The following is a 25,474-nucleotide window of genomic DNA, read 5'->3' as shown; positions in this document are numbered from 1 at the left end:
GCGAGCGTAACCGTTGCCGGACAAGGACATGCCGAGGGCCCGCGATGCTTCGCGGGCCCTCGGCGGCGTGCTATGGCGTGTCGAGACCGGCCCTGCTCAGCCCCGGTACGCCGCCCACTGCGATGCCATCCGGGTGCGCTGCCCGGCGCTGAAGGTGTTCATGCAGGAGTCGTACGTGTAGTCCATGAAGTTCTTGATGGGGTCCAGGCCGGACGCGGAGCAGGTGTCCCGGCCGGTCGGGCACTCGTAGGCCGGGGACGCCTCGGCCGGGGTGTCGGACACGTAGTCCCCCGAGCCCGAGCAGCCGCCCTGGAACGTGTGATAAAGGCCCATCCAGTGGCCGACCTCGTGCGTTCCGGTGTCGCCCTGGTTGTAGTTGGTGGCCGAGCCGCCGGGCACCGAGGAGTACAGGATCACGACGCCGTCCATCTTGGGCTGGCTGTTGTAGGACGACGGGAAGGTCGCCCAGCCGAGCAGGCCGCCACCCAGGTTCGCGGTGTAGACGTTCAGCGCGTTGGCGCCACCCTTGCGCAGCGCGTTCTTCATGTTCCGCTCGGCCGAGCTGCCCTGGCTGACGTTGTACCAGGACGAGTTCGACGTGGTGTCCGTGCCGGCCAGGGTGAACGAGAAGCCCGCACTGGAGTACGCGTTGTTCAGCACCGACAGCTGCTGGCTGATCTGGCTGGTGCTGACGGCACCGGCGGAGCCGTTCTTGATCACGTGGAAGTACACCGGGATGGACGTCGCCGCGAGCGCCGAGGAGGTGGAGCCCTTGAGCGCGGCGGAACGGTCGACGCCCTTGGCGGACAGCGCCTGGGCGAACTGCTTCTCCATCGCGGCGGCCTGCGCCGTGGTGAGCTCGTTGGCGTCGGCGCGGCCCTTGGTTCCGCGAGCGGCCACGGTGTCGGTGTGCGTCTCGCAGGCGCGGGCGGACGACGAGGTCGTCGGGCCGGGGGCGGCGCCGGCGGTGGCGGACGAGGCGGGGATGACGGCCAGGGCGGCGACGACGCCGGTGGAGCTGGCCAGGGCGAGGAGGAGTCGGGAGGCAGATTTCATCGTGGCAACGTAGCCAGGAGTCGGTGCGGACCATTCCCCCCAAATGGTCAATTCTTAGCAAAATGTCCGGGGGTGGCGTCCGGTCAGCTGTTTTCGTCCGGCGCGCGCAGGCCCTCGTAGATCTCCTTGCAGGCGGGGCACACCGGGAACCGGTTCGGGTCGCGGCCCGGTACCCAGACCTTGCCGCACAGCGCGATCACCGGGTCGCCGGACAGCGCGCTCTCCAGGATCTTCTCCTTGCGCACGTAGTGCGCGAACCGCTCGTGGTCCCCCGGCTCGACCCGGGTCTCCTCGACGGTCTCGCGCTCGAGCACGGCGGTGCGTTGCGGACTGCTGGCCGGCTGCTCCTGCGGCTGCGGCTCGCCGGGGTTCGCGAACGGGTCCTCGTGGCTCATCGCGCCAGTCTAGTTCGCCGCACCGGGGTCGTTCCTAGTTGAGCTCGGGGTCCTCGGGGAAGGTCGCGACGAAGGCGAGGTCCCCACCCTGGCGGCGCAGGACGGACCGCCAGAGCAGGTCGGGCTGGTCGGTGAACGCGTCCCGCGGCTCGGCATCCACGACGTACCAGGCGCCCTCCTCGATCTCGCGCTCGAGCTGGCCGGACGACCACCCGGCGTAGCCGGCGAAGACCCGCAGCCCGGACAGCGACTGGACGACGTCGTCCGGGTCGGTGTCCAGGTCGACCAGGCCCAGCGACCCGTTGATCCGGCGCACCCCGGGCGGCTCGTCGCCGTCGCCGGGGACCCCGACCAGCCCCAGCGCGGAGTCCAGCGCAACGGGGCCGCCCTGGAACAGCACGCCCGGGTCCGTCGTCCAGGGCTGCCAGGGCGGCAGCACCGTGGCGACGTCCACCTCCATCGGCCGGTTCAGCACCACGCCGAGCCCACCGTCGTCGCCGTGGTCGAGCAGCAGCACGACGGTGCGGTGGAACGTGGGCTCGCGCAGCGTCGGGGTCGCCAGCAGCAGCTGCCCCGTGAGGTTCACGTGCGGCCGAACGTCGGGCCGGCCTCGGCCGCCGGGAGCGAGCTGGAGTGCGGGTGCGCCTGGACGGGGGCGGGGCCGGCCGCCTGGTGCACAGCGGCGGCGACGACCTTCGTGACGTCGGGGTGGAACACGCTGGGCACGATGTAGGTGGCGTTCAGCTCGTCGTCGGCGACCACCCCGGCCAGGGCGGTGGCCGCCGCCAGCAGCACCGCCTCGGTGATCTTCGTGGACTGGGCGTCGAGCAAGCCGCGGAACACGCCCGGGAAGGCCAGCACGTTGTTGATCTGGTTCGCGAAGTCACTGCGCCCGGTGGCCACGACGGCCGCGTGCTGGGCCGCGTCGACCGGGTCGACCTCCGGGTCGGGGTTGGCCATCGCGAAGACGATCGCGTCCGACGCCATGGTGGCGATGTCGTCGCCGGTGAGGATGCCGGGGGCCGAGACGCCGATGAACACGTCCGCGCCGACGAGCGCCTCGCGCAGGGTGCCGCTCACACCGCGCGGGTTGGTGCGCGCGGCGACGCCGGCCAGGGCCGAGTCCGGCGCGGCCAGCACGTCCGGCCGGTCGCCGGCCACGACGCCGGCCACGTCGCACACGACGACGTCCCGCGCCCCGGCGTGCAGCAGCAAGGTCAGGATCGCGGTGCCGGCCGCGCCGGCCCCGGACATGACGATCCGGACGTCGGGCAGCGCCTTGCGCACGACGCGCAGGGCGTTGGTCAACGCGGCGAGCGTCACGATGGCCGTGCCGTGCTGGTCGTCGTGGAAGACCGGGATGTCGAGCTCGGCGCGCAGCCGCCGCTCGATCTCGAAGCAGCGCGGTGCGCTGATGTCTTCGAGGTTGATCCCGGCGAACACCGGCGCGATGGCCTTGACGGCCGCCACGATCTCGTCGGTGTCCTGGGTGTCCAGGCAGATCGGGAAGGCGTCGATGCCGGCGAACCGCTTGAACAGCGCGGCCTTGCCCTCCATGACCGGCAACGCGGCCAGCGGCCCGAGGTTGCCGAGGCCGAGCACGGCCGAGCCGTCGGTGACCACGGCCACCGTGTTGCGCTTGATGGTGAGCCGCCGCGCGTCGGAGGGGTCGTCGGCGATGGCGCGGCAGATCCGCGCCACCCCGGGGGTGTAGACCAGCGAGAGGTCGTCCCGGTTGCGGATCGGCACCTTGGACTCGATGGTCAGCTTGCCGCCGAGGTGGGCCAGGAAGGTGCGGTCGCTGACCTTGCCGATCTCGACCCCGGGAACCCCGCGCATCTCGTCGACCAGCGTGTTCGCGTGGCCGACGTCCCGCGCCGCGCACGTGACGTCGACGCGGACCCGGTCCGCGCCGGACGCCGTGACGTCCAGCGCCGTGACCAGCCCGCCGCCGCGCTCGATCACCGTGGTGAGCTCGCTGACCGCGGTCGGTCGGGCCGGCAGCTCCAACCGCACCGTGATCGAGTAGGAGACGCTGGGTGCCGCAGTCATGGTTGCCTCTCGTCGCTCGAGGTCCCCATTCAAGCGCAGCCCCGGCCCGGCGCGACCGGGTGGACCTCAGCCGGACTGGCGACGGGCCCGCTTGTCCCGGTACATCTCGACGTCCGCCCGGCGGACCGCGTCGTCGATCGAGCCCCGGGGCGGGCAGGTCGCGGCGCCGACCGAGGTGCGCAGGGGAAGGCCGTGCCCGGTCAGGGTGCGCTCCAGCGACCGGCGCAGCCGCTCCGCGATCTCGGCCGGATCGATCTCGTAGCCGCGCAGCAGCAGGGCGAACTCGTCGCCGCCGAGCCGGGCGATCACGTCCGGCTGGCCGCGCACGCAGCGCCGCAGGGCGTGCGCGCACGCGATGATCAGCTCGTCGCCGGCACCGTGCCCGTGGGTGTCGTTGACCACCTTGAGGTCGTCCAGGTCCACGGACACGACGGTGACCGTGCCGCCGGCGGCGATGTGGTCGCGGGCCCGGGTCACGGCCTCGTCCCAGCCGCGCCGGTTGGCCGCCCCGGTCAGCGGGTCGCTGATGGCGTGCTCGCGCGAGGAGTCCAGCTGGCGCACCAGCTCGTCGTGCGTGCTGGCCACCTCGAGCATCTGCGAGCCGACCTGGGCGAGCTGGACGGCGATCTGCTCGCACAGCGGGGTGAACCGGCTCGGCGCGCCCTGGGTGTGCACCAGCAGCAGGCACCCGCGCACGCCGTCCACCTCGATCGGCACGGTCAGGTACGACGAGACCGCTGGGTCGGGGCCGATCGGCGCGGGCAGCGGCCGGGCGGACGCGTCCTGGACGACGAGCAGCTCGCCGGTTTCGGCCGCAAGCGTGCGGGCGGCGACGACGGCCCGCTGCGCTCCGCCGTCCGGGGTCCACTCGGGCGTCGCCACGGCGTGCCGGTCGTCGTCCAGCCAGATGGCGCCGAGGGCGCAGGACACCGCGTTGGCCACGGACGCGGCCACGTGGAGGAGCAGCTGGCTGACGCCGACGGGAGCACCGGCCGACAGGTCCCGCTGCGCGGAGAGCACGACGAGCTCGTCGGCGAGGTGGCGAGCCGGAGCAGCGGCGGTGACCCGCTCGGTCGCTCGCGCGGCGAGGTCGAGCAGCTGGTTGTCGTCCAGGCGCAGCAGGTCGGCGTCCGGTTGGCCGGAGCCGAGCACCACTGCGTGGTAGGCGTCCAGCCGCACCACGGCCGAGGTCGAGGCCCGGTAGGGGCCGAGCACGGCGTGCGGCCGCTGACCGTGCCGGCGGACCGGGCGCCCGCGCGACAGCGCCGCCTGCAGCCCGTGGTCGGAGAGCTCGTCGCCGTCCACCGAGCCCGCCCAGGTGGCGCCGCGGCCGAGCCCACCCAGATGGGTCCACCGGTTGCCGACGCGGCGGAAGACGAGCACGTCGTGGGCGTCGAGGAACCCATCGACGTCCTGCAACGGCATCTGGGCTCCTCGACGGCCGGCGGGGCTGCACGGCTCACGCGTTTCTACCGGAAGCAAACCCCCTGCCGGTGCGGCCGTCAGCCGAACCTCACCCGGCCACCCGAGTGGGCGAACCAGACCGCCGTCAAACACCCCAGTCCGTCAAACACCCCAGTCCGGACGCATCGGGAAGTGCGGGTCGCCACCCTCGTCGGTCCGGGTGGCCAGCACCTGGTGGAGCTCGATGTCCTGGCGGTCGAACGCCAGCCGCGAGCCCGCCATGTAGAGACCCCAGACCTTGGCAGTGGCCAGCCCGGCCTCCGCGACCGCCTCGTCCCAGCCCTGCACGAGGTTGTCGCACCAGGCGGCCAGCGTCCGGGCGTAGTGCCGGCGCAGGTTCTCCTCGTGCTGGACCTCCAGGCCCTCGTCCTGCATGGCCGTGATGATCGAGCCGACCCCGGTCAGCTCGCCGTCCGGGAAGACGTACCGGTCGATGAAGCCGCGGCGCTTGATCCCCGGGTGCAGGTTGTCCATCCGGGTGATCGAGTGGTTGAGCAGCCGGCCGCCCGGCACGAGCCGCGAGCGCAGGAACCGGAAGTACGCCGGGTAGTTGTGCACCCCGATGTGCTCGGTCAGCCCGATGGAGCTGACCGCGTCGAAGCCCGTCTCGGCGACGTGCCGGTAGTCCTGGTGGCGGACCGTGGCCTTGCCGGACAGGCCGTCCGCGGCGATCGCCGCCTGCGCCCACTGGGCCTGGTCCTTCGAGAGCGTGACCCCGATGGCCGTCACGCCGTACTCGCGCACGGCGTGCCGCACCATGCCACCCCAGCCGCAGCCGACGTCCAGCAGCCGCATGCCGGGCTGCAGGCCGAGCTTGCGGCAGACCAGGTCGAACTTGTTCGCCTGGGCCTCCTCCAGCGTCGCGCTGTCGCTCGGGTAGCAGGCACAGGTGTACGCCATGGACGACCCGAGCACGATCTCGTAGAACCGGTTGCTCACGTCGTAGTGGTGGTGGATCGCCTCGGCGTCGCGCCGTTGCGAGTGCCGCAGGCCGTGCAGGGCCCGGTGCCACCCGCTGGGCACCTCGTTGGGCGGCGGCGGCGGCATCGTCAGGGCGAGCTTGCCGAAGGACCGCAGGGCGCGAGCCGCGTCAGCCGGAGCCGGCCGCTTGGGCGCAAGCAGGGTCTGAGCCCGCCGGAGCAGCTCGTACGGGTCGCCGGGGTGGATCCCGTCGACCTCGAGGTCCTCCATCAGGTAGGCCCGGGCCATCCCGAGCGAGGACGGCGCCCCGGCGATGTAGGCCAGGCCGCGCGGGTTCACCAGCCGCAGCTGGATCGGCGCGTCGGCCGACCCGGTCCGGGACCCGTCGTACGCCGTGAAGCTCAGCCCCTCGACCGGTCCGACGACCATGTCGAAGGCCTCCGCGATGCTCATGGGCCCACGCCTACCGGGATCCTGCTTGAACTGACCGAGCACGCTCACCGTCGCCTCACCGCCTTGTCGTAGAGATCGAGCAGACGCTCATCCGGGTCGTACCGCCGCTTGGCCGCCTCGTACTCGGCGCGGCCGTAGAGCTGCCAGAACTCCTCCGGCTCGTAGTACGAGTCGGAGTACAGGGACTTGTGGCCGTCCAGCTCGGCGACCTTGGCCTCGATGCGGCGGTTCACGTCGCCGTCCTGGTCGCCCGCGGCGATCGGCACGGTCGACCAGAAGCCGACGTTCACGTAGAGGCTGTCCGGACCGAGCGGGTACAGCGGCCAGGTGCCGTCGGCCGTCGGCGCGGGACGGCTCAGCCGCAACGGGCACAGCCAGATCGGCTCGATCGGCACGGTGTCGATGAACCAGCGCAGGAAGTCGGCGGTGCGCTCCACCGGGATCTCGACGTCCTGCACGACCCGCTCGCGCTCCGGCAGTCCCTTGCGGGCATCCATCCGAGCCTTGACGTGGTAGCGGTTCTCCAACCCGATGATCCGCTGGTAGACGTCGCTGCGCAGGTACTGCTTGGGCACCCAGCGCCGGATGCGCGGGTTCTGCACGCCGAGCGCGCGCGAGCACCAGAACCAGTCGGTGTCCCAGCGCCACAGGTAGTCCCGCACCGTCAGCCAGTCCTCCCGGCGGGACCGCACCGACCGGTAGTAGACGTCCTGACCGGTGTAGTCGGAGGTGTACGGCGCGTTGTCGGCCCACGTGCCCAGGGTCAGGAACGCCTCGAGCGCCGGGCCGTCGGCGTCCGGCGGGGTCGGGAAGACCGAGCCGTCGATGAAGTCCACCGGCTCGCCGTCCCAGCTGGCCCGGCCGTCCTGCGCGCCGCGCACCAGGTCGGCGATCGCCGCACCGAGCGCGTCCAGGTCCGTGAACCGCACGTGCCGTAGGCGAACGTAGGGGTGCACGGGCGTCAGCTCGATGGTCGCGGCCGCCGCGTAGCCGAGCGTGCCGTAGGAGTTCGGGAACACCCGGAACAGCTCGGCGTCCGGGCCGTCCGGGGTGGCCCGGACGATCTCGCCGGCCCCGGTCAGCACGTCGAAGGACAGGGCCGCCTCGTGCGGCAGCCCGGCCCGCCAGGACGACGACTCGATCCCGAGGCCGGTCAACGCACCACCGAGGGTGATGGTCTTCAGCTGCGGGACGACCGTCGGCATCAGCCCGTGCGCCAGCGTGGCGTCGACGAGGCGCTCGTACGTCGTCATGCCGCCGACGTAGGCGGTCCGCCGCTCGGGGTCGATCTCGAAGACGTGGTCGAGGCCGGACACGTCGAGGCCGGCGCGCGCCGACCGCTCGCGCGGCCGGAACAGGTTGCTGGTCTTCTTCGCCAGCCGCACCGGCTGGTCCGCCGGCAGGGCGGCGAACTCAGCGCGCAGACGTTCCACCGCGGCGGGATAGCCAGTCACGGGCCTACCCGCCGTGGTCCGTTCAGGTGCGACGTCCTGAGCCACGCTATGGATGCTATCGCCGCCGTCCGACATCGCGCTCGGGGGTCGCCGTGGTAGGTGTTGCGGCGTGACCCTGCGACCCGTGACCCGTCAGCACGCCGGCACCGCCTTCACCGTGCGGGTCCGCGACGAGGGACCCGAGGACGCCCCGGTCGCCCTACTGCTGCACGGGTTCCCGCAGCACGGCGGGATGTGGGACCGCTGCCTTCCCGGCCTGCACCAGCTCGGCCTGCGCACGCTCGCTCCCGACCAGCGCGGCTACTCCCCCGCCCCGCAGCCCCGCGACGTCGACGCCTACCGCCTGGACGCCCTGGTGGCCGACGCGCTCGCAGTGCTGGACGACGCCGGCGCCGAGCGCGCGCTCGTGGTCGGCCACGACTGGGGTGCGCTGGTCGGCTGGGCGCTGGCCGCGCACCACCCGCAGCGCGTCCGCGGCCTGGTCGCGCTGTCGGTGCCGCACCCGCACGCGTTCGGCCGCGCCATCCGCGAGGACGCCCAGCAGCAGGAGCTGTCCGGCTACTTCCAGCTGCTGCGCAAGGAGAACACGGCCGAACGGGTCCTGCTGGCGGACGACGCAGCGGTGCTGCGCCGGTTCTTCCAGGGCGGTGCGCTGACCGCTGACGAGGTCCAGGGCTACCTGGCCCCGCTGCTGAGCGAGGCCGGCCTGCGCGGCCCGCTGTCCTGGTACCGCGCCATGGGCGGCCCGGAGTTCGCCGCGGTGCCGCACGTCACCGTGCCCACCGTGTACGTCTCCGCCGAGCACGACCTCGGCGTGGGCCGGGCGGCCGCGCAGTGGTGCGCCGACTACGTCGACGGTCCGTACCGACGGATCGACCTGACCGGCACGCACTGGATCGTCGACGAGGAGCCGGACGTCGTCGTCCAAGCCGTCGCGTCGCTCGGCTGACCGGGCCTCAGCTCGGCTCGGGGGTGCAGGGCGCCGCACCGACGGTGCCGGCGCCGGTGGCCCAGGCCGGCAGCGGGCGCGGGTCCGGCGACGGCTGCAGCCGACCGTCCACGTTCGCGTACGCCCAGGACGGTCCGGCGTCGATCAGGGTGGCGACGGCGGCGACCAGCCGGTCGACGTCCTCGGTCCGCGAGCCGACCCCGACGCTGGCGCGCACGGCGCCGTCGTCCAGCCCGAGCCGGGCCAGCAGCGGGTGTGCGCAGAACTTGCCGTCCCGCACGCCGATGCCGTGCTCGGCGGACAGGTAGGCCGCCACCAGGCCGGGGTCGTAGCCGTCGACGGTGAAGGTCACCACACCGATGGAGGACGGCGCGTCATCGAAGATCCGGTGCACCTGGACGCCGGCCAGCTCGGTCAGTCCGTGCACCAACCGCTCGCGCAGGGCCGCCTCGTGCACCTCGAGCGCGGCCTCGGGGAGGGCGGCGAGCGCGTCGCAGGCGGCGGCCAGGGCCGCGGCGCCCAGCACGTTCGGGGTCCCGCCCTCGTGCCGCTGCGGCGCGCAGGCCCAGTCGGTGCGCTCGAGGGTGACGTTGCGGACGGCACCCCCGCCGGCCAGGTACGGCGTGCCACGGTCCAGCCAGTCGCGTCGACCGACCAGAACGCCTGTGCCGTAAGGGGCGTAGAGCTTGTGACCGCTGAACGCCAGGTAGTCGACGCCGGTCGCGTCCAGGTCGATGCGGCGGTGCGGTGCGAGCTGCGCCGCGTCCACCACGACCCGCGCACCGTGCCGGTGCGCGATGGCCACGACCCGATCGATCGGCAGCTCCTCACCGGTCACGTTGGACGCGCCGGTGATGGCCACGAGGGCGGCCGGCTGCTCGCGCAGTGCCGACTCGAGGGAGGCGAGGGTGGACTCCAGCGACGCGCGCACGGGCACATAACGGTGCGCGGTGCGCTGCCAGGGCAGCAGGTTGGCGTGGTGCTCGGCGTCCAGGAACACGACGTCGCCCCACGTGGGCAGGCAGCCGGCGAGCAGGTTCAGCGCGTCCGTGGTGTTGCGGGTGAAGACGACGACGTCGCCCTGGCGGGCGCCGACGAAGCGGCCGACCGTGGCCCGGGCCCGCTCGAGCACCGCGGTGGACACCTGGGACGCGTAGCCCGCCCCGCGGTGCACGCTCGCGTAGTAGGGCAGGACCTCGGCCAGGTGCGCCTCGACGGACTCCAGGGCCGGCGCACTCGCGGCGTAGTCGAGGTTGGCGTACCGCACGGTGCCGCCGGTCACGACCGGGACCTGGAGCTCGGCGCCGACGACGGGCAGGAGCGGCCCGGCGCCCGGGAAGTCGGCGTCCTGACGCGGCTGGGCGCTGGACTGCGGCTGGGTCTGCTGTGCCTGGGTCTGCTGAGTGCTGTGCTGAACGGACAACGGGTACTCCAAGGTCCAGGGACCCTGGGCTACCGTGCCGTTGGCGGGTCCGCGCTTGCGTCAACACCTCGTCGACGCCAGGTCCTCACCCGGGGCACCCCACCGCGGTAGGAGGGTTGCCGGCCAGCAAGCCGGGGCTATCTGCTGGCACTCATGACCTTCGAGGAAGATATCGGCCGATCTGGGCAAAGCCCAACCCTCAAGACGAGACTTCTCGCATGCCGAGACACCGCATGGTTCGAGACAATCGTGCCGTGAGCGCCACGACCGTCACCCCGGCTGCGATCCGCCCCGGCGTCCTGGGCGACCTGCCAGCCCTGACCGAGATCTACAACCACTACGTGACCGGCTCCAACGCGACGTTCGACGTCACGCCCTTCTCCGTGCCGGACCGGCAGGCGTGGTTCGACCACTACGCGGCGACCGGTCCGCACCGCCTGCTGGTCGCGGACGCCGACGGCGAGGTGCTCGGCTACGCGACGAGCAGCCCGCTGCGACCCAAGCCGGCGTACGACACCTCGGTCGAGACGACGATCTACTGCCGGCCGGACGCCGTGGGACAGGGCCTCGGCCGCCGGCTGTACGAGGCACTGCTCGCCGGGCTGGCCCGCGAGGACCTGCACCGCGCGTACGCCGGGATCGCCGTCCCGAACGACGCGTCGGTGGCGCTGCACCGGGCCATCGGGTTCACCCCGCTCGGCACCTACCGCGAGGTGGGTCGCAAGTTCGGCCGGTACTGGGACGTCGCCTGGTTCGAGCTGGCCCTCCCCTACGCCAAGCCCAGGTCGTAGCTCAGCCCCAGGGCCTCATGCACCCGGGCCAGGGTGGCCGCCGCCACCGGCCGGGCCCGCTCGACGCCGGACCTCAGCACGTCCCGGACGACGGCGGGGTCGCGCTCGAGCTCGCGCCGGCGGGCGCGGATCGGGCGCAGGTGCTCGTTGACGGCCTCCGTCACCACTACCTTGAGCGCTGACGCGCCGCCACCGCCCACCTCGTCGGCGACCTCCAGCGGCGTCCGGTCGGTGCACAGCGCCGCCACCAGCAGCAGGCTGGACACCTCGGGCCGCGCGACCGGGTCGTAGGTGATGTGCCGCAACGAGTCCGTGACGGCGCCGCGCACCAGGCGAGCGGTCTCGTCCTCGCTGGCGCCGAGGTCGATGGCGTTGCGCCGGCTCTTGGACATCTTGCGCCCGTCGGTGCCCAGCAACCGCGGCGCCTCGGTGAGCAGCGCCTGCGGGGGCGTCAGCACGACCTGCCCGGCGCCGTACCGCTCGTTGATCCGTCGGGCGACGGCGCGGCTCTGCTCCAGGTGCGGCAGCTGGTCCCCGCCGACCGGCACGAGGGTGCCGCCGACGGAGAGGATGTCCGCCGCCTGGTGCACCGGGTAGGTGAGCATCAGCCCGCCGATGGCGCTGGACCCGGACTCGGCGACCTCCGCCTTCACGGTCGGGTTGCGGCGCAGCTCGGACAGGGTCGTCGCGGACAGCAGCGGCAGCATGAGCTGGCCGATCTCGGGGACGGCGCTGTGCACGAACACAGTGGTGCGCGCCGGGTCGATGCCGCAGGCCAGGTAGTCGAGCACCAGCTCGCGGATGCTCGCCGCGACCTCGCTGGTGTCGACCCGGTCGGTGATCACCTGGTAGTCGGCGATGACGAGGTACGTCGGCACCCCGGCGTCCTGCAGCCGCACGCGCTCGCGCAGCGTGCCGAGGTAGTGCCCGAGGTGCAGCGCCCCGGTGGGCCGGTCCCCGGTGAGGACCCGGTAGCGCCCAGGATGGGCCAGGACGTCGGCGCGTTCGGCGAGGATGGCGTCGGACGGCGCGGGCTGGCTCGCGATGATGGTACTGGCGGTGATGGCTGTGGTGCTGGTCATGGCAGGTCTCCGTCGGTCGGCGGACGCCGTCACGCCGGACCGGGAGAAGTGTCTACGAGAGACCGTGCGCCTGGCCGCCGTGCGGCGGCCAGAGGGGATGCGTCAGTGGGCCGCCGAGCTACGGCAGCCACCACGCGCGGTTCACGGTGCAGGTCACGAGGTCAAGGGTACCGGCTGCGGGGTTCGTCAGGCCAGGTAACCGAAGTCCCCGGTCTCCAGCCGGTGCGCGAGCACCCGCACGCTGGGCGCCTGGACGACCGTGTCCTCCCACCCGACGCTGGACGGCTCGACGAGGTGTACGGCCGGGTCGTCCTCGCGCAGGTCGACCGCCAGGTGCCGGTCGGCGCCGTTCGAACCGATCACCAGCACGCCGGGGTGGTAGATCATCTCGCTCGTCCATTCCCGGGTGACCCGGATGGCATCCACCGGCGGGTGCAGCTCGACGTATGCGCCGCTGAGCATCCAGCCACGGCGCAGCCAGCCGGCGGCGGTGACCATCTCGCGCCAGGCGCTGGGCACGGGCCAGCCGAAGGCGTCCCGGACGGCGTCCACCTCGGCGTGCGGCACCCCGCGCTGGTACTGGGCCTCCTCGCTGATCTCGCCGACGAGGGCCTTGGTCAGCCGGCGACCCTTGGGGATCCGCAGCCGGTCGCCGTCCGTGACGACGCCGCTCCAGTCCGGCAGGTCGGGGGCGACGTCGAAGACGACGACCGATCCCTCCCCCTGTGCGGCGACCAGGTCACTGCGGGCCACGTGCACCGCGTCGTCACGCAGCCGGAACGACTCGAGCGCGGTGTCCTGGGCACCCGCCTGGGGGAAGGAACGCCAGCCCACCTCGGCGAGGGCGCGCAGGGTCGGCGGGTCCGCCGTGCACCAGAGGGTCAGCGACGACGGTTGCTTGCGGCGGCCGAACACCCGCCCGACTCTGCCAAAACCTCCGCCGAAGATCCACCGCCCTACAGTGATGCCTCGTCAGCCTCCCCTGGACGAGAGGACCGCAGTGCAGCGTGAGCCGAGGACGCAGGTGAGCTCCACCACGTCCGATCCCGCTCCGGACGCGCCACCGGGCCAACCGCCGCGGGTGCGCCAGACCTGGGTGGACCAGGCACGCTGGGTGGCGATCACGCTGGTGGTGATCGGCCACGTCGTCGGCCTCCTGCGCGGACGCAGCGATCTCGCTCGGGCGATCTCCGACTTCGTGTACACCTTCCACATCGCGGGACTGGTGCTGCTGGCCGGTTGGGGCGCGCGGCGGCAACGGGCCTCGGGCGAGGGGCTGACCAAGATCTTCTGGCAGCTGCTGGTGCCGTACGTGGTCTTCCAGCTGCTGGCCTTCGCTGCCAACCGGGTCTTCGAGGGAGCCCACCCGTCCTGGAGCTTCACCAGCCAGACGTTCGGGCTGTGGTTCCTGGTGGCGCTGGCCGCCTGGCGCCTGCTGGGGCCGTGGTTCCACGGACTGCGGTGGCCGGTGCTGCCGGCCCTGGCGCTCGCCCTGCTGGCCGGGCTGAGCCCGAGGATCGGCGACCACCTGTCGCTGTCCCGGATCGCGTTCTTCCTGCCCGTGTTCGTCGCCGGGCCGTGGGTGGTGGACCGGGTGAGCCACTGGCGGACGCTGCCCGCTGCCCGGGCGGCCGGTGGGCTGCTGCTGGCGGGGTGGGGGCTGTGGGTGGCCGGGCACCAGCCGACCTTCGATCGCACGATCTTCTTCGGCCGCGACTCCTACGATGCGCTCGGGCAGGGCGGGCTGCACGGCGTCCTCGCGCGGCTGGCCGCCCTCGCGTTGACGACGGTGCTGGCCGTCTGCCTCCTGGTGCTTGTGCCGGGGCGACCGGGCGCGCCGACCCGAGTCGGACGCTGGGCCGCCGAAGCGGGACGACACACCATGTACCCGTACCTGCTGCACCTCCCGCTGCTCACGGTGCTGGCCTGGTCGGGCCTGCTCGGCCGGCCGGCTCCCACGATCGCCACGCTGGTCGGCGTGCTGGCCGCCGTGGCGTTCTGCGTCGTCACCGTGCTGCCCCCGGTGCGGTTCGTGGCCGGCCCGTTCGTCGAGCCCCGGACGTGGGCGCAACGGTGGTTGCGGCCGCGTGCCCGCCGACCATGATGGTCGGATGATCTCGACGCAGGACTACCTCTGGTACGTCGACGCCGCCCTGGACGCGATGGTGGCGATCCTCGGCGAGCTGGGCGACGAGGGCGCGAACCAGCGCTTGGACACCCCGGGCGCGAACTCGCCGTACGCGGTCGTGACGCACTGCCTCGGCGTCATGGAGTTCTGGGGCGGGTACGCCGTGGCCGGCCGCCGCATCGAGCGTGATCGCGAGGCGGAGTTCCGGGCCGGCGGCGACGTCGCGGGGCTGGTGCTGCGGGTCCGGGCGGCGCGCGAGCAGCTGGTCGCCGACCTGGACGACCTGGAGCCGGCGGCGCCGGTCCGCGGCGCCCTCGATGAGGACGACTCCTCCTTGCCACTGGGCCGCACTCAGGGCGGTGCCGTGATCCACCTGTACGAGGAGCTCGCCCAGCACCTCGGTCAGCTGGAGGTGACCCGCGACGTGCTCCTCGCGGCCCGCGCACGCTGACAGCGAACATGCTGGCGTTACACGTATAAGCGAGTAATCATCGTCACATGACGACTGACAGCACAGCAGAGGTCCGCGCCTGGCTCACCGGGCGCCTGCCGCAGGAGTGGACCACCGACGGCGCCCCCGAGGTGACCGTCGACCGTGAGGAGATCACCGTCGTCCTCGCGCTGGGCGCCCCGTCGCTCGCCGACGACGCCACCGACGCCGAGCGCGCCCAGGCCCTGGCCGGGCGCGTGCAGGGCTGGCGCGAGGACACCCGCGAGCGGCGGATCGCCGTCGCGCGCGAGGCCGAGCACCGCTTCGACCGGAAGGTGGCCTGGGGGGTGCGGACCGGCGACTCGGTCCAGCTCTTCACCCACCTCGCCGTGCCGGTGATGACGCGGCTGCGCCAGCCCGAGCGCCAGGTGCTCGACACCCTGGTCGAGGCCGGCGTGGCCCGCTCCCGAGCCCACGCCCTCGCCTGGTGCGTGCGGCTGGTGGGTGACAACGCCGACGAGTGGCTGGGTGACCTCCGGTCGGCCATGGAGAAGGTGCGCGAGGTGCGCGGCCAGGGCCCGCAGTCGTCCTGAACCGCCCGAACAGGTGTAGAACGGACGGGTGGACGACCCGGATGTCACGAGCCCTTCAGGTGGCCTGACGGTGGACGTCGACCGCTGGGCGGCGTGGGAACCCGAGCAGGCGGCGGCGCTGCTGGCCGGTGTCGACGCCCCGTGGGGGATCGCCGGCGGCTGGGCCCTCGACCTCTACGTCGGGCGTCGGCGCCGCGACCACGAGGACCTGGAGATCGCGGTGCCGCTGGCCGGCTTCTCCGAGCTGCGGGACGCCTTGCGCCCGAACGAGTTCGACGTGATCGGCGACGGGCGGCGCTGGCCGCTGGACCGCCCCGGCGCCGCCGAGGCGATGGCCCAGCACCACCAGACCTGGCTGCGTGACCCGGACGGCGCGTACCGGCTGGACGTGTTCCGCGAGCCGCACGACGGCGACACCTGGATCTGCCGCCGGAACCCCTCGATCCGCGTCCCGTACGACGCGGTGGTCGAGCGGACCGAGGGCGGCATCCCGTTCGTCGCACCGGAGATCGTGCTGCTGTTCAAGGCGAAGGCGTTGCGGGACAAGGACCGTAGCGACTTCGACGAGGTGCTCCCCGAGCTCGGTGCCGGACGCCGGGCCTGGCTGTCCATCGCGTTGGAGCAGGTGCACCCGGGCCACGAGTGGCTCGAGCGCGTCCGCGGCTGATCACGTCCCCGGCAGCGGATTCTCAGCCTCGGTGAACTCCTGCAGCCACGCGTCGGCGTAGTGGCCGTACTCGGCCCGGGTGGCGTCGTCGAACCCCTCGTCCCAGACGCTCCAGCTCAGCGCCCGGTTCAACATGCCCAGCCGGTAGGCCGGGGCGAAGACGGCCCGCAGCTCCTCGACGGGCGCCAGGTCGGTCCAGGCCCCGAGGTAGGAGTCCACCAACCGTTGCAACGCAGGGGCTCCAGGCTCCAGCCCGAGGCGGTCGCCGAGGCTGCGCAGACCGACCACGACGCCGAAGAACGGGTGCCCGACGCAGCTGTCCGCCCAGTCGATGATCACCAGGTCGTCGCGGCTGTCGGTCCGGCGGACCACCAGGTTGCCGTCGTGGATCTCTTCGTGCACCAGCGTGTCCGGCAGCGGGCAGACCCGGGTCGCCGCGACGAGCTGCCCAACGAGCGAGGGGTCGGCGCCGACGGTCGCCGCGAGCTCGGGGATCCTGGCGAGCCGGCGGTCCGGGGTGCCGAGGGCCAGCAGCAGCTCGGCCCGGTCGGACAGGTCGCGCTGCAGCTCGCCGTACCGGCGGTAGAGCCGCTCGACCGCCGCGAGGTCGTCGTCGCGCTCCAGCCGGTCCCGCAGCGGCTCCCCCGCGTCGTGCATGAGCAGCCAGCCGCGCTCGACGTCCGCGGCGACCAGCTCGACGGTCAGGCCCGGCTCGTAGGCGGCGAGCAGCTGGGTCAGCCCCACCTCGTGCCGGGACGACGGAGCGGTCGCCTTGACGAACAGCGCGCCACCCGTGGTCGGTGCCAGCAGCAGGGCCGACCAGGCTCGCCGGTGCACCACCTGCACCGGACCGGTCAGCCGCGCGTTCGCAGCGGTCCACGCGATGATCTCGTCCAGCCAGCTCGGCTCGTCCCAGGGCAGTGCCACGGCCCGAACGCTACGGCCTCCGGTGCCGGGACGACACCGCCTTTGCAGGCCGACGACGCCGGGTCCCGGCCACCATCACGAACCCGCAGCCGAGCAGGACCAACGCCGCCTGCACGGTGAGACCGACGTTGGCGCCGGTGCGCGGCAGCCCGGACCCGGCCTGGTCGGGGAGGAGCGCGGGCGGGTTCGAGGCGCTGGCGTCGTCGCTGTCCCCGCAGTCCGGGCACGGGTCCGGCTGGCCGCCGGTCACCGTCGCGGTGTTCACGACGGGTTGGGCCGTGGTGTCCAGGTCGGCCACGATGCTGAGGCGCGGGGTGCTGGCGCCCGAGGCGAGCGGTGCGGCGTACGTGCAGGTCGCAGTCTGGCCCTGCGACGTGCACTGCCAGCCGGAGCCGGTGAAGCCCACCAGGGTCGCCCCGGCCGGCATCGGGTCGGTGACCACGACCGGCGTCGTCGTGGCGCTCGGGCCGTGGTTGGTCACCACGATGCCGAAGGTGACCCGACCACCGTCCTGGTCGATGACGTCCTTGGCGATGGTCAGGTGCGACACCGGGATGATGTCGGCCGGGTCGGTGTCGGTGTTGTTGGCCGGGTCGAGGTCCTCCGCCGGCGAGCGGACCGTCGCGGAGTTCACCACGGCCGGGTAGGCGGACGGCTCGACCATGACCTTGATCGACACCAACCGGGACTGGTCGATCGCCAACCCGCCCGTGTTCACGCAGCGCACGGCCTGCCGGACGGCGGCGCAGCGCCAGCCGTTGCCGCTGCCCGAGACGTAGGTGACGCCCGCCGGCAGCGTGTCGGCGACCACGATCGGGCCGGGGTCGGGTGTCGGGCCGGAGTTGTGCACCAGGATCCGCCAGGTGGCCTGCTCGCCCACCACGAAGTCACCGGTGTGCGCCTTGCGGATCGACAGGTCCACCTGGGCCGGGACGGCGAGGCTGTCGACCGCGTCGTTGTCGTCCGGGTCGTCGCCGGAGGTCGAGGTGGTGACCCGGGCGGTGTTGGCGACCGACGGGTAGGCCAGCGGACCGACGGTGGTGACCACGTCGATCGGCTCGGTGGTGGCCGTCGGGTCGAGCGGGTCGTCCAGGACGCAGCGCACCGAGTTCCCCGGCGTGGCGCAGGTCCAGCCCGTACCCGAGGCCGAGACCAGGGTCAGCCCGCTCGGCAGAAGATCGGTGACGACCACGTCCTGGGCCTGCGAGGGTCCGTCGTTGTGCGCCGCGATCTGGAACGTGGTGTCGTCGCCGATGTGGGCGGTGCCGGTGTGCGTCTTGGTGACGCTGACGTTGGCCACCGGTTGCACCGGGACGTCGTCGGTATCGGTGTTGTTGCTCGGCGTCGGGTCGTCGACCTCGCCGCTCACCGTGGCTTCGTTGGTGTACGTCCCGGCGGGCGCGGCGGCGTCGACCTGCACGGTCATCAGCAGCGGGGGCGCGTTGCCGTTCGGCGGGATCGGCTCGGCGGGGGTGTACGTGCACGTCACCTGGGACGGGCCGGGCGTGGCGTCGGTGCACGACCAGGGCGACGCGGCCGAGACGAAGGTGAGACCGTCGGGGAGCGTGTCGACGACGGTCAGCGTGCCGACCGCGATGGACGGCCCGGCGTTCCGCACCGCGATCCGGAAGGTGACCGGCTCCCCGGCTGCGGCGACCCCCGCCGGCTCGTGCGTCTTGGTCAGCCGCAGGTCGGCCTCTCGGGCGGTGGTCACCGTCGCCGTGTCGGTGTTGTCCGCGGGGTCGTCACCGGACGTCGAGGTCGCGATGGTCGCGGTGTTCGTCAGCGTGGTGCCATCGGGTGCGCTGGGGTCGGTGACGGCGTCCACGGTGATCGTCGCGCTGGCGCCGACCGGTGCGCTGTCGTTGGTGCAGCGCACGAGCTGGCCGGTGATGAGGCAGTCCCAGCCCTGGCCGGTTGGCGGCGTCACGCTCACGGGCCGCAGTCCGGCCGGTGCGGTGTCGCTGACGACGATGCCGTCCGCGTCCGACGGGCCCTCGTTGGCCACGTCGAGCTCGTAGGTCACCGTGGATCCGGCCGGTACCGTCGCCGGGCCGAGCCGGGTCTTGGCGATCGACACGTTGGCGTCGTTGAGCACGATGGTCGGATCGGAGTCGCTGTTGTTCGACAGGTCGTCGTCGTGCGCGGTGCCCGAGACCGAGACGCTGTTCAGCAGGACGGTGGGACCGGCGTCCGAGGCCACCGCGGCGGTGATGGTGATCGGCGCCGCGTCCTCGCCGGCGGCCAGCACGCCGTCCCGGGTGCAGGTCACGATGCGGCCGACGGCCGAGCAGTCCCAGCCGGTGCCGGTGGCCGAGACGTAGCTGGTGCGGGGCGGCAGCGTGTCTGACGCGGTGACCGGGCCGGGGTTGTCCGAGGGACCGTTGTTGGTGACGTCCACCTGCCAGCTGAAGTCCTCACCTGCGGTCGCCGGGCCGGTGTGCGACTTGGTCACCGCGAGGTCGCTGGTGACGTCGACGTCCGTGTTGTCGTCGTCGGTGTTGTTCGCCGGGATCGGGTCCGTCGTGGGGCTGCCCACGTGCGCCGTGTTCAGGATCGCCTCGGGCGGGGCGTCCGCGGCGACGTCCACGTCGATCCGGACCGCCGCGTCGGCGTCGTTCGCCAGCCCGGCGGCGAGCGTGCAGGTGACGTCCTGGCCGGAGGCCGAGCAGGCCCAGGTGCCGGTGACGCTGGTGAACCCGGTGTAGGTCAGCACGTCGGGCAGGGTGTCGGTGATGGTGACCGGCCCGGCGGCGTCGGACGGGCCGGCGTTGTGCACGGTGAACAGGTAGGTGTTGCTGCTGCCAGCGGTGAACGGCCCGTTGTGCGACTTGTCGATGGCCAGGTTGGCGAGGGTGACGACCGCGCCGGGGTCGACGTCCGTGTTGTTGCCCGGCACCGGGTCCGTGGTCGGGCTCTCGACGTGGGCGGTGTTCTCCAGCGTGCCGGTCACGTCGGGGTCGACGTCGGCGCGCACGGTGATCTGGGGCGCCGGGCCCACCGGCAGGTCGGCGGCTCGCGTGCAGGTCAGCGCCGTCCCTGCTCCGGTGCACGCCCAGCCGCTACCGGCCGCCGACACGAACGTCGTCCCGGCCGGGAGCGTGTCGGTCACGGTGACGGGTGCCAGCGCGACCGACGGGCCCAGGTTGGTCACGTCCAGGGTCCACGTCGCCCGCGCGCCGGCGAGCAGCGGGGCGGCGTGCGCCTTGGCGACGGCGAGGTCGGCCTGCGTGGTCACGGTCGCGGTGTCGGTGTCGGTGTTGTTGGACAGGTCGGGGTCGTAGGTGCGGTCGGTCGCGGTGGCCGCGTTCGTGAACGTGGTGCCGCTCGCGGTGTCGGCGGCCACGTCGGTGACGACCGTGATCACGGGCAGGCTGGCCCCGGGCGCCAGGGTCTCGTTCGCGTTCGTGCGCGTGCAGGTCACGGTCACGCCGGACCGGCTGCAGGACCACCCGGTGCCGGTCGCGGACGAGAACGTCACGCCGGACGGCAGGGTGTCGGTCACCGAGAACGGCCCGACCGCCGTGTCGGCTCCGGCGTTGGTGACCGTCACCTGCCAGGTGGCCCGCCCACCGGCGACGACCGGGTCGACATGCGTCTTGGTGAGCGTGAGGTCGGCCGAGTCGATCCGGGTCTGGGCCGTCGTGCTGCCGGCGCTGTACGGACCGGACGCGTTCCCGGTCGCCCCGGTGGCGTCCTCACCGGCGCCGCTGGCGGTGTTCACCTGAGGCACGGTCGACCCGACCCCGGGGGTGCTGACCACGGACGAGCCCGGGGTCGCCTGGAAGGTGACGACCACTGCCTGGCCGGGCTGCAGGGTGCCCTCGTTCTGCCAGGTCAGCACCCGGCCGAGCGTGACCGGCTCCTCCGCCACCGCGGGACCGCCGGCGACCGAGACGCGGGCCGTGCCGTCCTCGTACGTCCAGCCCACCGGCAGCAGGTCCGTGACGTCGACGCCGAAGGCGGTGGCCCCGCCGGTGTTGGTGACGGTGACGCGCCAGGTGAACGGGTCACCCAGGTACGCCGGCGCCGGGTCGACCGCGGCCTTGGTCGTGGTCAGCCGCGGGAAGTCCGGGGTGACCGTGGCGGTGGCGCTGCCGCCGGCGTAGGTGCGGTGCGGGTCGGTCGGCACGCTGTCGTAGGCGAGGTTCGTCGCGGTGTTCGTCAGGCCGGCCCCGGTCAGGATGGTCGACGGCGCCAGCTTCGCGTCGTACGTCAGGCCGAGGAACGCGCCGGGCGCCAGGGGCTGTCCGGCGCCGAGGTCGTTCCAGGAGATCGTGCCGCCACCGTTGACCGGATCGGCTCCAGCGATGGTGCCACCGTTGGAGATCGTGGCCGGGTCGACGACGACGCCGACCGGGACGACGTCACGGATGTAGCCGCGGTAGGCGGCGCTGCTGGTGGCGGTGTTCGCGTTGGTCAGGGTGACGGTGTAGGTGAACACGTCCGTCGGCTCCGGCGTGGTGTCGCTGACCGACTTGGTCGTCGTGACGTTCGGCTCGAGCACCGTCACGGACGCCGACCCCGGCCCCCCGGACTGGGTCCACGCGTTGTCCGCCCGGGTCGGGGTGGACCCGTTCACCGTGTTCCAGGCCGCGTGGGCCGTGTTGGTCGCCACCCGCCCGGCCACGTTCGCCGGGACGTCCGTGACCAACCCGGTGTACGTGATGGTGAACCGCCGCACGTTGGGCACGGCGGGGACGTCGCCGATCAGGTTCGCGGTGAGGACGGACCCGTCCGGTTGCGGCACCGGCGTCAGCGGGTTGGGCGTGAAGACCTGCGGGCACGCCTGCTGCGGGGTCGAGAGGATCACGCAGGAGAACGACTGCAGCTGGATGTTGCCGATACCCGCCGGCCGCTGGTCGACGAGGGCACCGTCGAAGAACAGCGTGTTCGGCGGCAGGTCCACCGTGACCGTGTAGGTGACCGTGGCACCGACCGGGGCGCGCTCCGGGGTGACCGTCTTGACCAGGTCGGCGCCGGCGATGGTCACGCTCGAGCTGGCGCTCACGGCGTAGCTGCGCTCGAGCGGGTTGTCCGCGGCCAGCGGATCGGTCTTGTTGTCATCCAGGCTGCTACCGGTGAGCACCGCGGTGTTCGTGTACTTCACGCCACCGACCGCGTTCGGCGGCACGCTCGCCGTGTAGGTGCGGGTGACACTCGCGCCGGGCGCCAGGTCGTCGAGCTGCCAGACCAGCAGCGTCGTGCCTACGGCACAGCCGTTGGCGCCGCTACCGCCGACCGGCGTCCGCCCGGGCGACGGGCCGTACGCCTGGAAGGTCAGACCGCTCGGGATGCAGTCGGTGATGAAGGCGTCGTGCAGGGGCGTGCGGTTGGTCGACCCGTTGGAGGCGGTGATGGTGAAGGTCACCGTGTCGCCGCCGTTGGCCAGCGGCAGGTTGTTGGTCTTGGTGATGGCCGGGGCGGGCTGGCGCAGCGTGACGGGGTAGCTGGCCGTGATCGGCGGCAGCGCGGACCCGCCGGGCTCGCTCAGGCTCTCGAACCGGGCGGTGTTGGTGCGGACGATGTTGTTCTGCGCCGCCGGGAGGGCGGCGCTGTCCACCCGCACGGTCAGCGTGACCGCGAAGCGCTGGTTCGTGCCGGTGGTGTTCTCGTACGTCGCCGGGAAGGTGACCTCGCCGGTCGCCGGGTTGATGGTCACCCCGGCCGGGACCGGGGCGGTGGTCGGCGACGTGGCGTCGGGGAAGTACGTCAGCGTGGCCGGCGGCACGATCACGATCGCGGCAGGCAGGGGGTCTGACAGCACGCCCGAGAAGATGGAGGTGTGCGCCGGAACCGTGGCGGCGTAGGTGTAGCTGACGGTCTCGCCGACGGTGGCCTGGTTCGCGGCGTTGTTGTTGGTCTCGGTGATGGAGGTCGTGCCGGTCTTGGCGACCGTGACCCCCGGCGTCCGGACGTTGGACGGGTCCGAGGCCGGCTGGGCGAGCTGGTCCGCGTCCGGGATGCTCGGGTCGATGTTGTCCTGCGGGTAGTAGGTGGCGGCCGTGCCGACGTCCGTGGGGACCTGGAAGCTGTGCAGGTACGCCGTGTTCGTGTAGGTGTGCGAGACGCCGGCCGGGGTCGGAATGGTGACGTCGTACAGCAGGCTCAGCCGCTCGCCCGGGTCGAGCACCTGCTCGTCCACGGTCGCGCCGTCCGGGTCCAGGACCGTGGTGACGCGCAGCAGGCTCAGTGCGTCGGACCCGGCGAACACGGGGTGGGCGCCGTCGCCCGGGTCGGTGCACGCCACCACCAGCGGGTCGGCCGGTGCCGGTGAGCCGCGCACGTTGTCGACGTCGGCGCAGGTGATCCCGGCCGGCAGGACGTCCCAGACGTCGAACGCCCCCGCGGGTGCCGCGGTCGCGCCGGCGCCGTTGTTCGTCAGGTCGATCCGGAAGGTCGCCACCGAGCCACCGCCGACGAGCGAGCCGTCCACGTTGCTCCCGGCCGCGTTCGGGCCGCTGGCCGGGACGTCGACGGACTCGACGCCCTTGACCAGCCCGATGGCCGGCGGCGCGGCGATGGTCACGTCGATCGAGCGACGGAAGGTGGCGCTGGCACCGTTCGCATCCTCGATGCTGAGCTTCATCTGGTTCTGCCGGACCTCGCCGGCCGGCAGCGCCGTGGCGTCGGTCACCCGGGCCTGCAGGACCGCCCGGAAGATCGCGCCCTGGTCGACGAAGCGGTCGTTGCCGGGCGGCGCGCCCAGCTCCCAGATCACCGAGTTCGGCGTCGTGCTGAACGTGCTCGGAGCGGTCGAGCCGTCGCCCACCCGCACCGAGCCGTTGACCAGCTCGAAGCCCGGCGGCAGGAAGTCGGCGACCGTGGGGTTCCGGGTCTCCGAGGTGCCGGGGAAAGCCACCTCGAGCGCGAAGCAGACCAGGTCGCCGAGCCGGAAGTCGGTGGAGCCGGGCGGCAGGTCGGCCGGGTGCCCGTAGTCACCCACGTCCGTCGGGCAGGCACCGGTGGTGTCGGCGCGAGCCAGCATCGTCTTGTCGATCGAGGGCCCGCTCGTCTCCTGGGTCGCGGACGACTCGTCGGTGACGGCCTGGGTCCCGGTCTCGCCGGTGCTCGCGATCGGGGTGGTGGTCCCGGCGACCGTGGCGGTGTTGGTGAACTCGTCACCGGTGGTCGTCGGCTCGCCCTCGCGCGGCCCGTCCAGGTAGGTCTCGAGCATGAAGCCCTGGTAGGTGATGGTCAGCGTGCCGTTCTTGGACGGGAAGGACTGCGGGTCGAAGACGACCGTGAAGGTGCCGTCCGGGTTGGGCGTGACGCTCTCGTACGGGATCGAGGGCGCGGTCGCCACACTGCCGGCGCAGTCCGGGATCCCGCCGTAGTTGGTGCCCGGCCCGCCGAGCGGGCAGACCCCGGACGGGATGGTGTCGGTGATCTGGAAGCCCGCGCTCACGTACTCCGAGGCGTCCACCACGAGCGTGTACGTCGCGATGCTGCCGGCGCTGAACGTCCCGGGACTCACGGACTTGTGCATCCGCAGGTCCTCGATGCTGACGCTCTCGTCGGCGTCGACGTCCACCACGTTCGTGCCGCCGTCCACCACCGGGCCGTCGTACGTGCCGGTGATGGTGGCGGTGTTCGTCGCCGAGGCCTCCGACGTGGTCTCCCGGCTGGACGGGCCGGTGTTGTTGTCCAGGTTGGCGACCTGGCCGAGACCGGTGGGTGGGGTGGCCGGCCACATCACGTTGGCGTGCAACGGGACGCCGGCCGCGTACGTGCGGGTGACGGTCGCCCCGGCCGCGATGGTGCCGATGTTCCACTGCACGCGCGTGTAGATGCCCGCCGGGTGTCCAGCCGGGTTCTGGACCGTGGTCACCGAGCTCGGGTTCACGCAACCGGCCGGCGTCGGGGTCGTGGTCAACGAAGGGGCGCCGGCGTACTCCGGGGCGCTGGAGTTGTCGACCCCGCCGCAGCCGAGGAACTCCAGGCTGGCCGGGAGGTAGTCGACCAGTACCGCACCGTTGGTGGCGCCACCCTGGGCCTGGGTCGCGGTGAGCGTGTAGACCGTTGGGTGGTCGTGCACGCCGCGCAGCAGCTCGCCCTCGGGGCTCGGCTCGCTCTTGCTCAGGTCGAGCGCGGAGATGGTGGTGACCGTCGAGTTCGAGGACGCCGACTCGGTGAAGGTGCCGCCGACGACGGTGCCGCTCGCGTCGAAGCGCGGCGCCTCTTGAGGGTCGGTGTTCGCGTAGAGCTTGGCGCCGGGGTTCGGCACGGTCGCCCCGACGGGGTAGAGGGTGGGGTCGGGGGTCGCCTGGAAGGTGAGGGTGAAGGAGCCACCGGCGACGATGTCGGCGACGTTCGCCCAGACCAGGGTGGTCTGGCCGGCGCCGGGTCCGCTGATCACCTGCGGTTCGCCGATCCGGTTCACGCTCGTCGAACCGGGCACGTAGGTCACGCCGGCCGGCAGGACGTCGGTGTAGCTGAGGTTGTACTCGACTGTGGCGTCGGGGTTGCTCGTCGGGTTGGTCGCGGTCAGCGTGTAGGTGATCGGCTCGCCGGCGCGCACCTGCCCGCTAGCGGTCTTGCCGAGCGAGACCCCGGGGGCCGCGACGGCCGCGATCGGCGGTGCGACGAAGGTGACGGCGGCCACCAGCGAGGCGACGGCGACACAGCGGACCCAGATCGCTCGCACCCCCCGGCCACGCACGACGGCTCACATCCCCGTGGCGGTGAT

At 72.7% G+C, this 25,474-nt stretch carries 18 protein-coding genes and 1 riboswitch; of the genes, 6 read left to right on the top strand and 12 right to left on the bottom strand.

What is annotated here, in order from left to right; genetic code table 11:
- Positions 1–96: 96 nt before the first annotated feature.
- The 7 genes from ABEB17_RS15290 to ABEB17_RS15260 form a co-directional block, all read right to left on the bottom strand.
- The gene (locus ABEB17_RS15290) at positions 97–1,056 is read right to left on the bottom strand and encodes a zinc metalloprotease (protein ID WP_345717596.1); all 960 of its coding nucleotides are present in this window, start codon (positions 1,054–1,056) and stop codon (positions 97–99) included.
- A gap of 83 nt (positions 1,057–1,139) precedes the next feature.
- The gene (locus tag ABEB17_RS15285) at positions 1,140–1,451 is read right to left on the bottom strand and encodes a DUF3039 domain-containing protein (RefSeq protein WP_345717595.1); all 312 of its coding nucleotides are present in this window, start codon (positions 1,449–1,451) and stop codon (positions 1,140–1,142) included.
- 34 nt (positions 1,452–1,485) lie between these two features.
- On the bottom strand, positions 1,486–2,037 hold the full coding sequence (locus tag ABEB17_RS15280; RefSeq protein WP_345717594.1) for a YqgE/AlgH family protein: 552 nt from the start codon (positions 2,035–2,037) through the stop codon (positions 1,486–1,488).
- Complete coding sequence (locus ABEB17_RS15275; protein WP_345717593.1) at positions 2,034–3,503, bottom strand: NAD-dependent malic enzyme; 1,470 nt, start codon at positions 3,501–3,503, stop codon at positions 2,034–2,036. The genes ABEB17_RS15280 and ABEB17_RS15275 overlap by 4 nt, the downstream gene beginning before the upstream one ends.
- A 66-nt stretch (positions 3,504–3,569) precedes the next feature.
- Positions 3,570–4,928, bottom strand: a complete 1,359-nt coding sequence (locus tag ABEB17_RS15270) for a GGDEF domain-containing protein (RefSeq protein WP_345717592.1) — start codon at positions 4,926–4,928, stop codon at positions 3,570–3,572.
- A 141-nt stretch (positions 4,929–5,069) separates the two neighbouring features.
- On the bottom strand, positions 5,070–6,341 hold the full coding sequence (locus ABEB17_RS15265) for a class I SAM-dependent methyltransferase (protein ID WP_345717591.1): 1,272 nt from the start codon (positions 6,339–6,341) through the stop codon (positions 5,070–5,072).
- A 44-nt stretch (positions 6,342–6,385) separates the two neighbouring features.
- Positions 6,386–7,870 (bottom strand): FAD-binding oxidoreductase, encoded by a 1,485-nt coding sequence (locus ABEB17_RS15260; protein ID WP_345717590.1) that lies wholly within the window; start codon positions 7,868–7,870, stop codon positions 6,386–6,388.
- Between the two features lie 49 nt (positions 7,871–7,919).
- Between ABEB17_RS15260 and ABEB17_RS15255 the strand changes: the two genes are divergently transcribed.
- Positions 7,920–8,744 (top strand): alpha/beta fold hydrolase, encoded by an 825-nt coding sequence (locus ABEB17_RS15255; protein WP_345717589.1) that lies wholly within the window; start codon positions 7,920–7,922, stop codon positions 8,742–8,744.
- A gap of 7 nt (positions 8,745–8,751) precedes the next feature.
- Here ABEB17_RS15255 and ABEB17_RS15250 read toward each other — a convergent pair whose 3' ends face one another.
- Positions 8,752–10,062: an aminotransferase class V-fold PLP-dependent enzyme gene (locus ABEB17_RS15250; protein WP_345717941.1), complete on the bottom strand. Its 1,311-nt coding sequence runs from the start codon at positions 10,060–10,062 to the stop codon at positions 8,752–8,754.
- Between the two features lie 151 nt (positions 10,063–10,213).
- Positions 10,214–10,326, bottom strand: a riboswitch (SAM riboswitch).
- Between the two features lie 95 nt (positions 10,327–10,421).
- Here ABEB17_RS15250 and ABEB17_RS15245 point away from each other — a divergent pair.
- On the top strand, positions 10,422–10,958 hold the full coding sequence (locus ABEB17_RS15245; RefSeq protein ID WP_345717588.1) for a GNAT family N-acetyltransferase: 537 nt from the start codon (positions 10,422–10,424) through the stop codon (positions 10,956–10,958).
- On the opposite strand, the gene trpS is transcribed toward ABEB17_RS15245, so the two are convergent.
- Entirely contained in the window at positions 10,937–12,040 is a 1,104-nt protein-coding gene (gene trpS, locus ABEB17_RS15240; protein ID WP_345717587.1) for a tryptophan--tRNA ligase, read from the bottom strand. The two genes, ABEB17_RS15245 and trpS, sit on opposite strands and share 22 nt — an antisense overlap.
- A 186-nt stretch (positions 12,041–12,226) precedes the next feature.
- Positions 12,227–12,955, bottom strand: coding sequence for an SMI1/KNR4 family protein (locus ABEB17_RS15235; RefSeq protein WP_345717586.1), 729 nt, complete (start codon positions 12,953–12,955; stop codon positions 12,227–12,229).
- Positions 12,956–13,064: 109 nt separating this feature from the next.
- Here ABEB17_RS15235 and ABEB17_RS15230 point away from each other — a divergent pair, with 109 nt between their 5' ends.
- Genes ABEB17_RS15230 through ABEB17_RS15215 form a run of 4 tightly spaced genes read left to right on the top strand, consistent with a single transcriptional unit; the run spans position 13,065 to position 15,858 of the window.
- Positions 13,065–14,144, top strand: a complete 1,080-nt coding sequence (locus tag ABEB17_RS15230; RefSeq protein WP_345717585.1) for an acyltransferase family protein — start codon at positions 13,065–13,067, stop codon at positions 14,142–14,144.
- Between the two features lie 7 nt (positions 14,145–14,151).
- Positions 14,152–14,619, top strand: a complete 468-nt coding sequence (locus tag ABEB17_RS15225) for a DinB family protein (protein WP_345717584.1) — start codon at positions 14,152–14,154, stop codon at positions 14,617–14,619.
- Between the two features lie 47 nt (positions 14,620–14,666).
- A complete protein-coding gene (locus ABEB17_RS15220; RefSeq protein ID WP_345717583.1) occupies positions 14,667–15,191 on the top strand; it encodes a hypothetical protein in 525 nt (174 codons plus the stop codon).
- A 28-nt stretch (positions 15,192–15,219) separates the two neighbouring features.
- Entirely contained in the window at positions 15,220–15,858 is a 639-nt protein-coding gene (locus ABEB17_RS15215; RefSeq protein ID WP_345717582.1) for a nucleotidyltransferase domain-containing protein, read from the top strand.
- Here ABEB17_RS15215 and ABEB17_RS15210 read toward each other — a convergent pair whose 3' ends face one another.
- Together ABEB17_RS15210 and ABEB17_RS15205 are read right to left on the bottom strand one after the other, a co-directional pair.
- A complete protein-coding gene (locus tag ABEB17_RS15210; RefSeq protein WP_345717581.1) occupies positions 15,859–16,785 on the bottom strand; it encodes a phosphotransferase family protein in 927 nt (308 codons plus the stop codon).
- A 10-nt stretch (positions 16,786–16,795) separates the two neighbouring features.
- Positions 16,796–25,432, bottom strand: coding sequence for a hypothetical protein (locus ABEB17_RS15205; protein WP_345717580.1), 8,637 nt, complete (start codon positions 25,430–25,432; stop codon positions 16,796–16,798).
- Positions 25,433–25,474: the final 42 nt, after the last annotated feature.

It is taken from the genome of Angustibacter luteus (assembly GCF_039541115.1).
GTDB classification, from domain to species: Bacteria; Actinomycetota; Actinomycetes; order Actinomycetales; family Angustibacteraceae; genus Angustibacter; species Angustibacter luteus.
The sequence above is the reverse complement of the archived record's forward strand: the minus strand, read 5'-3'. Positions and strand labels throughout refer to the sequence as shown.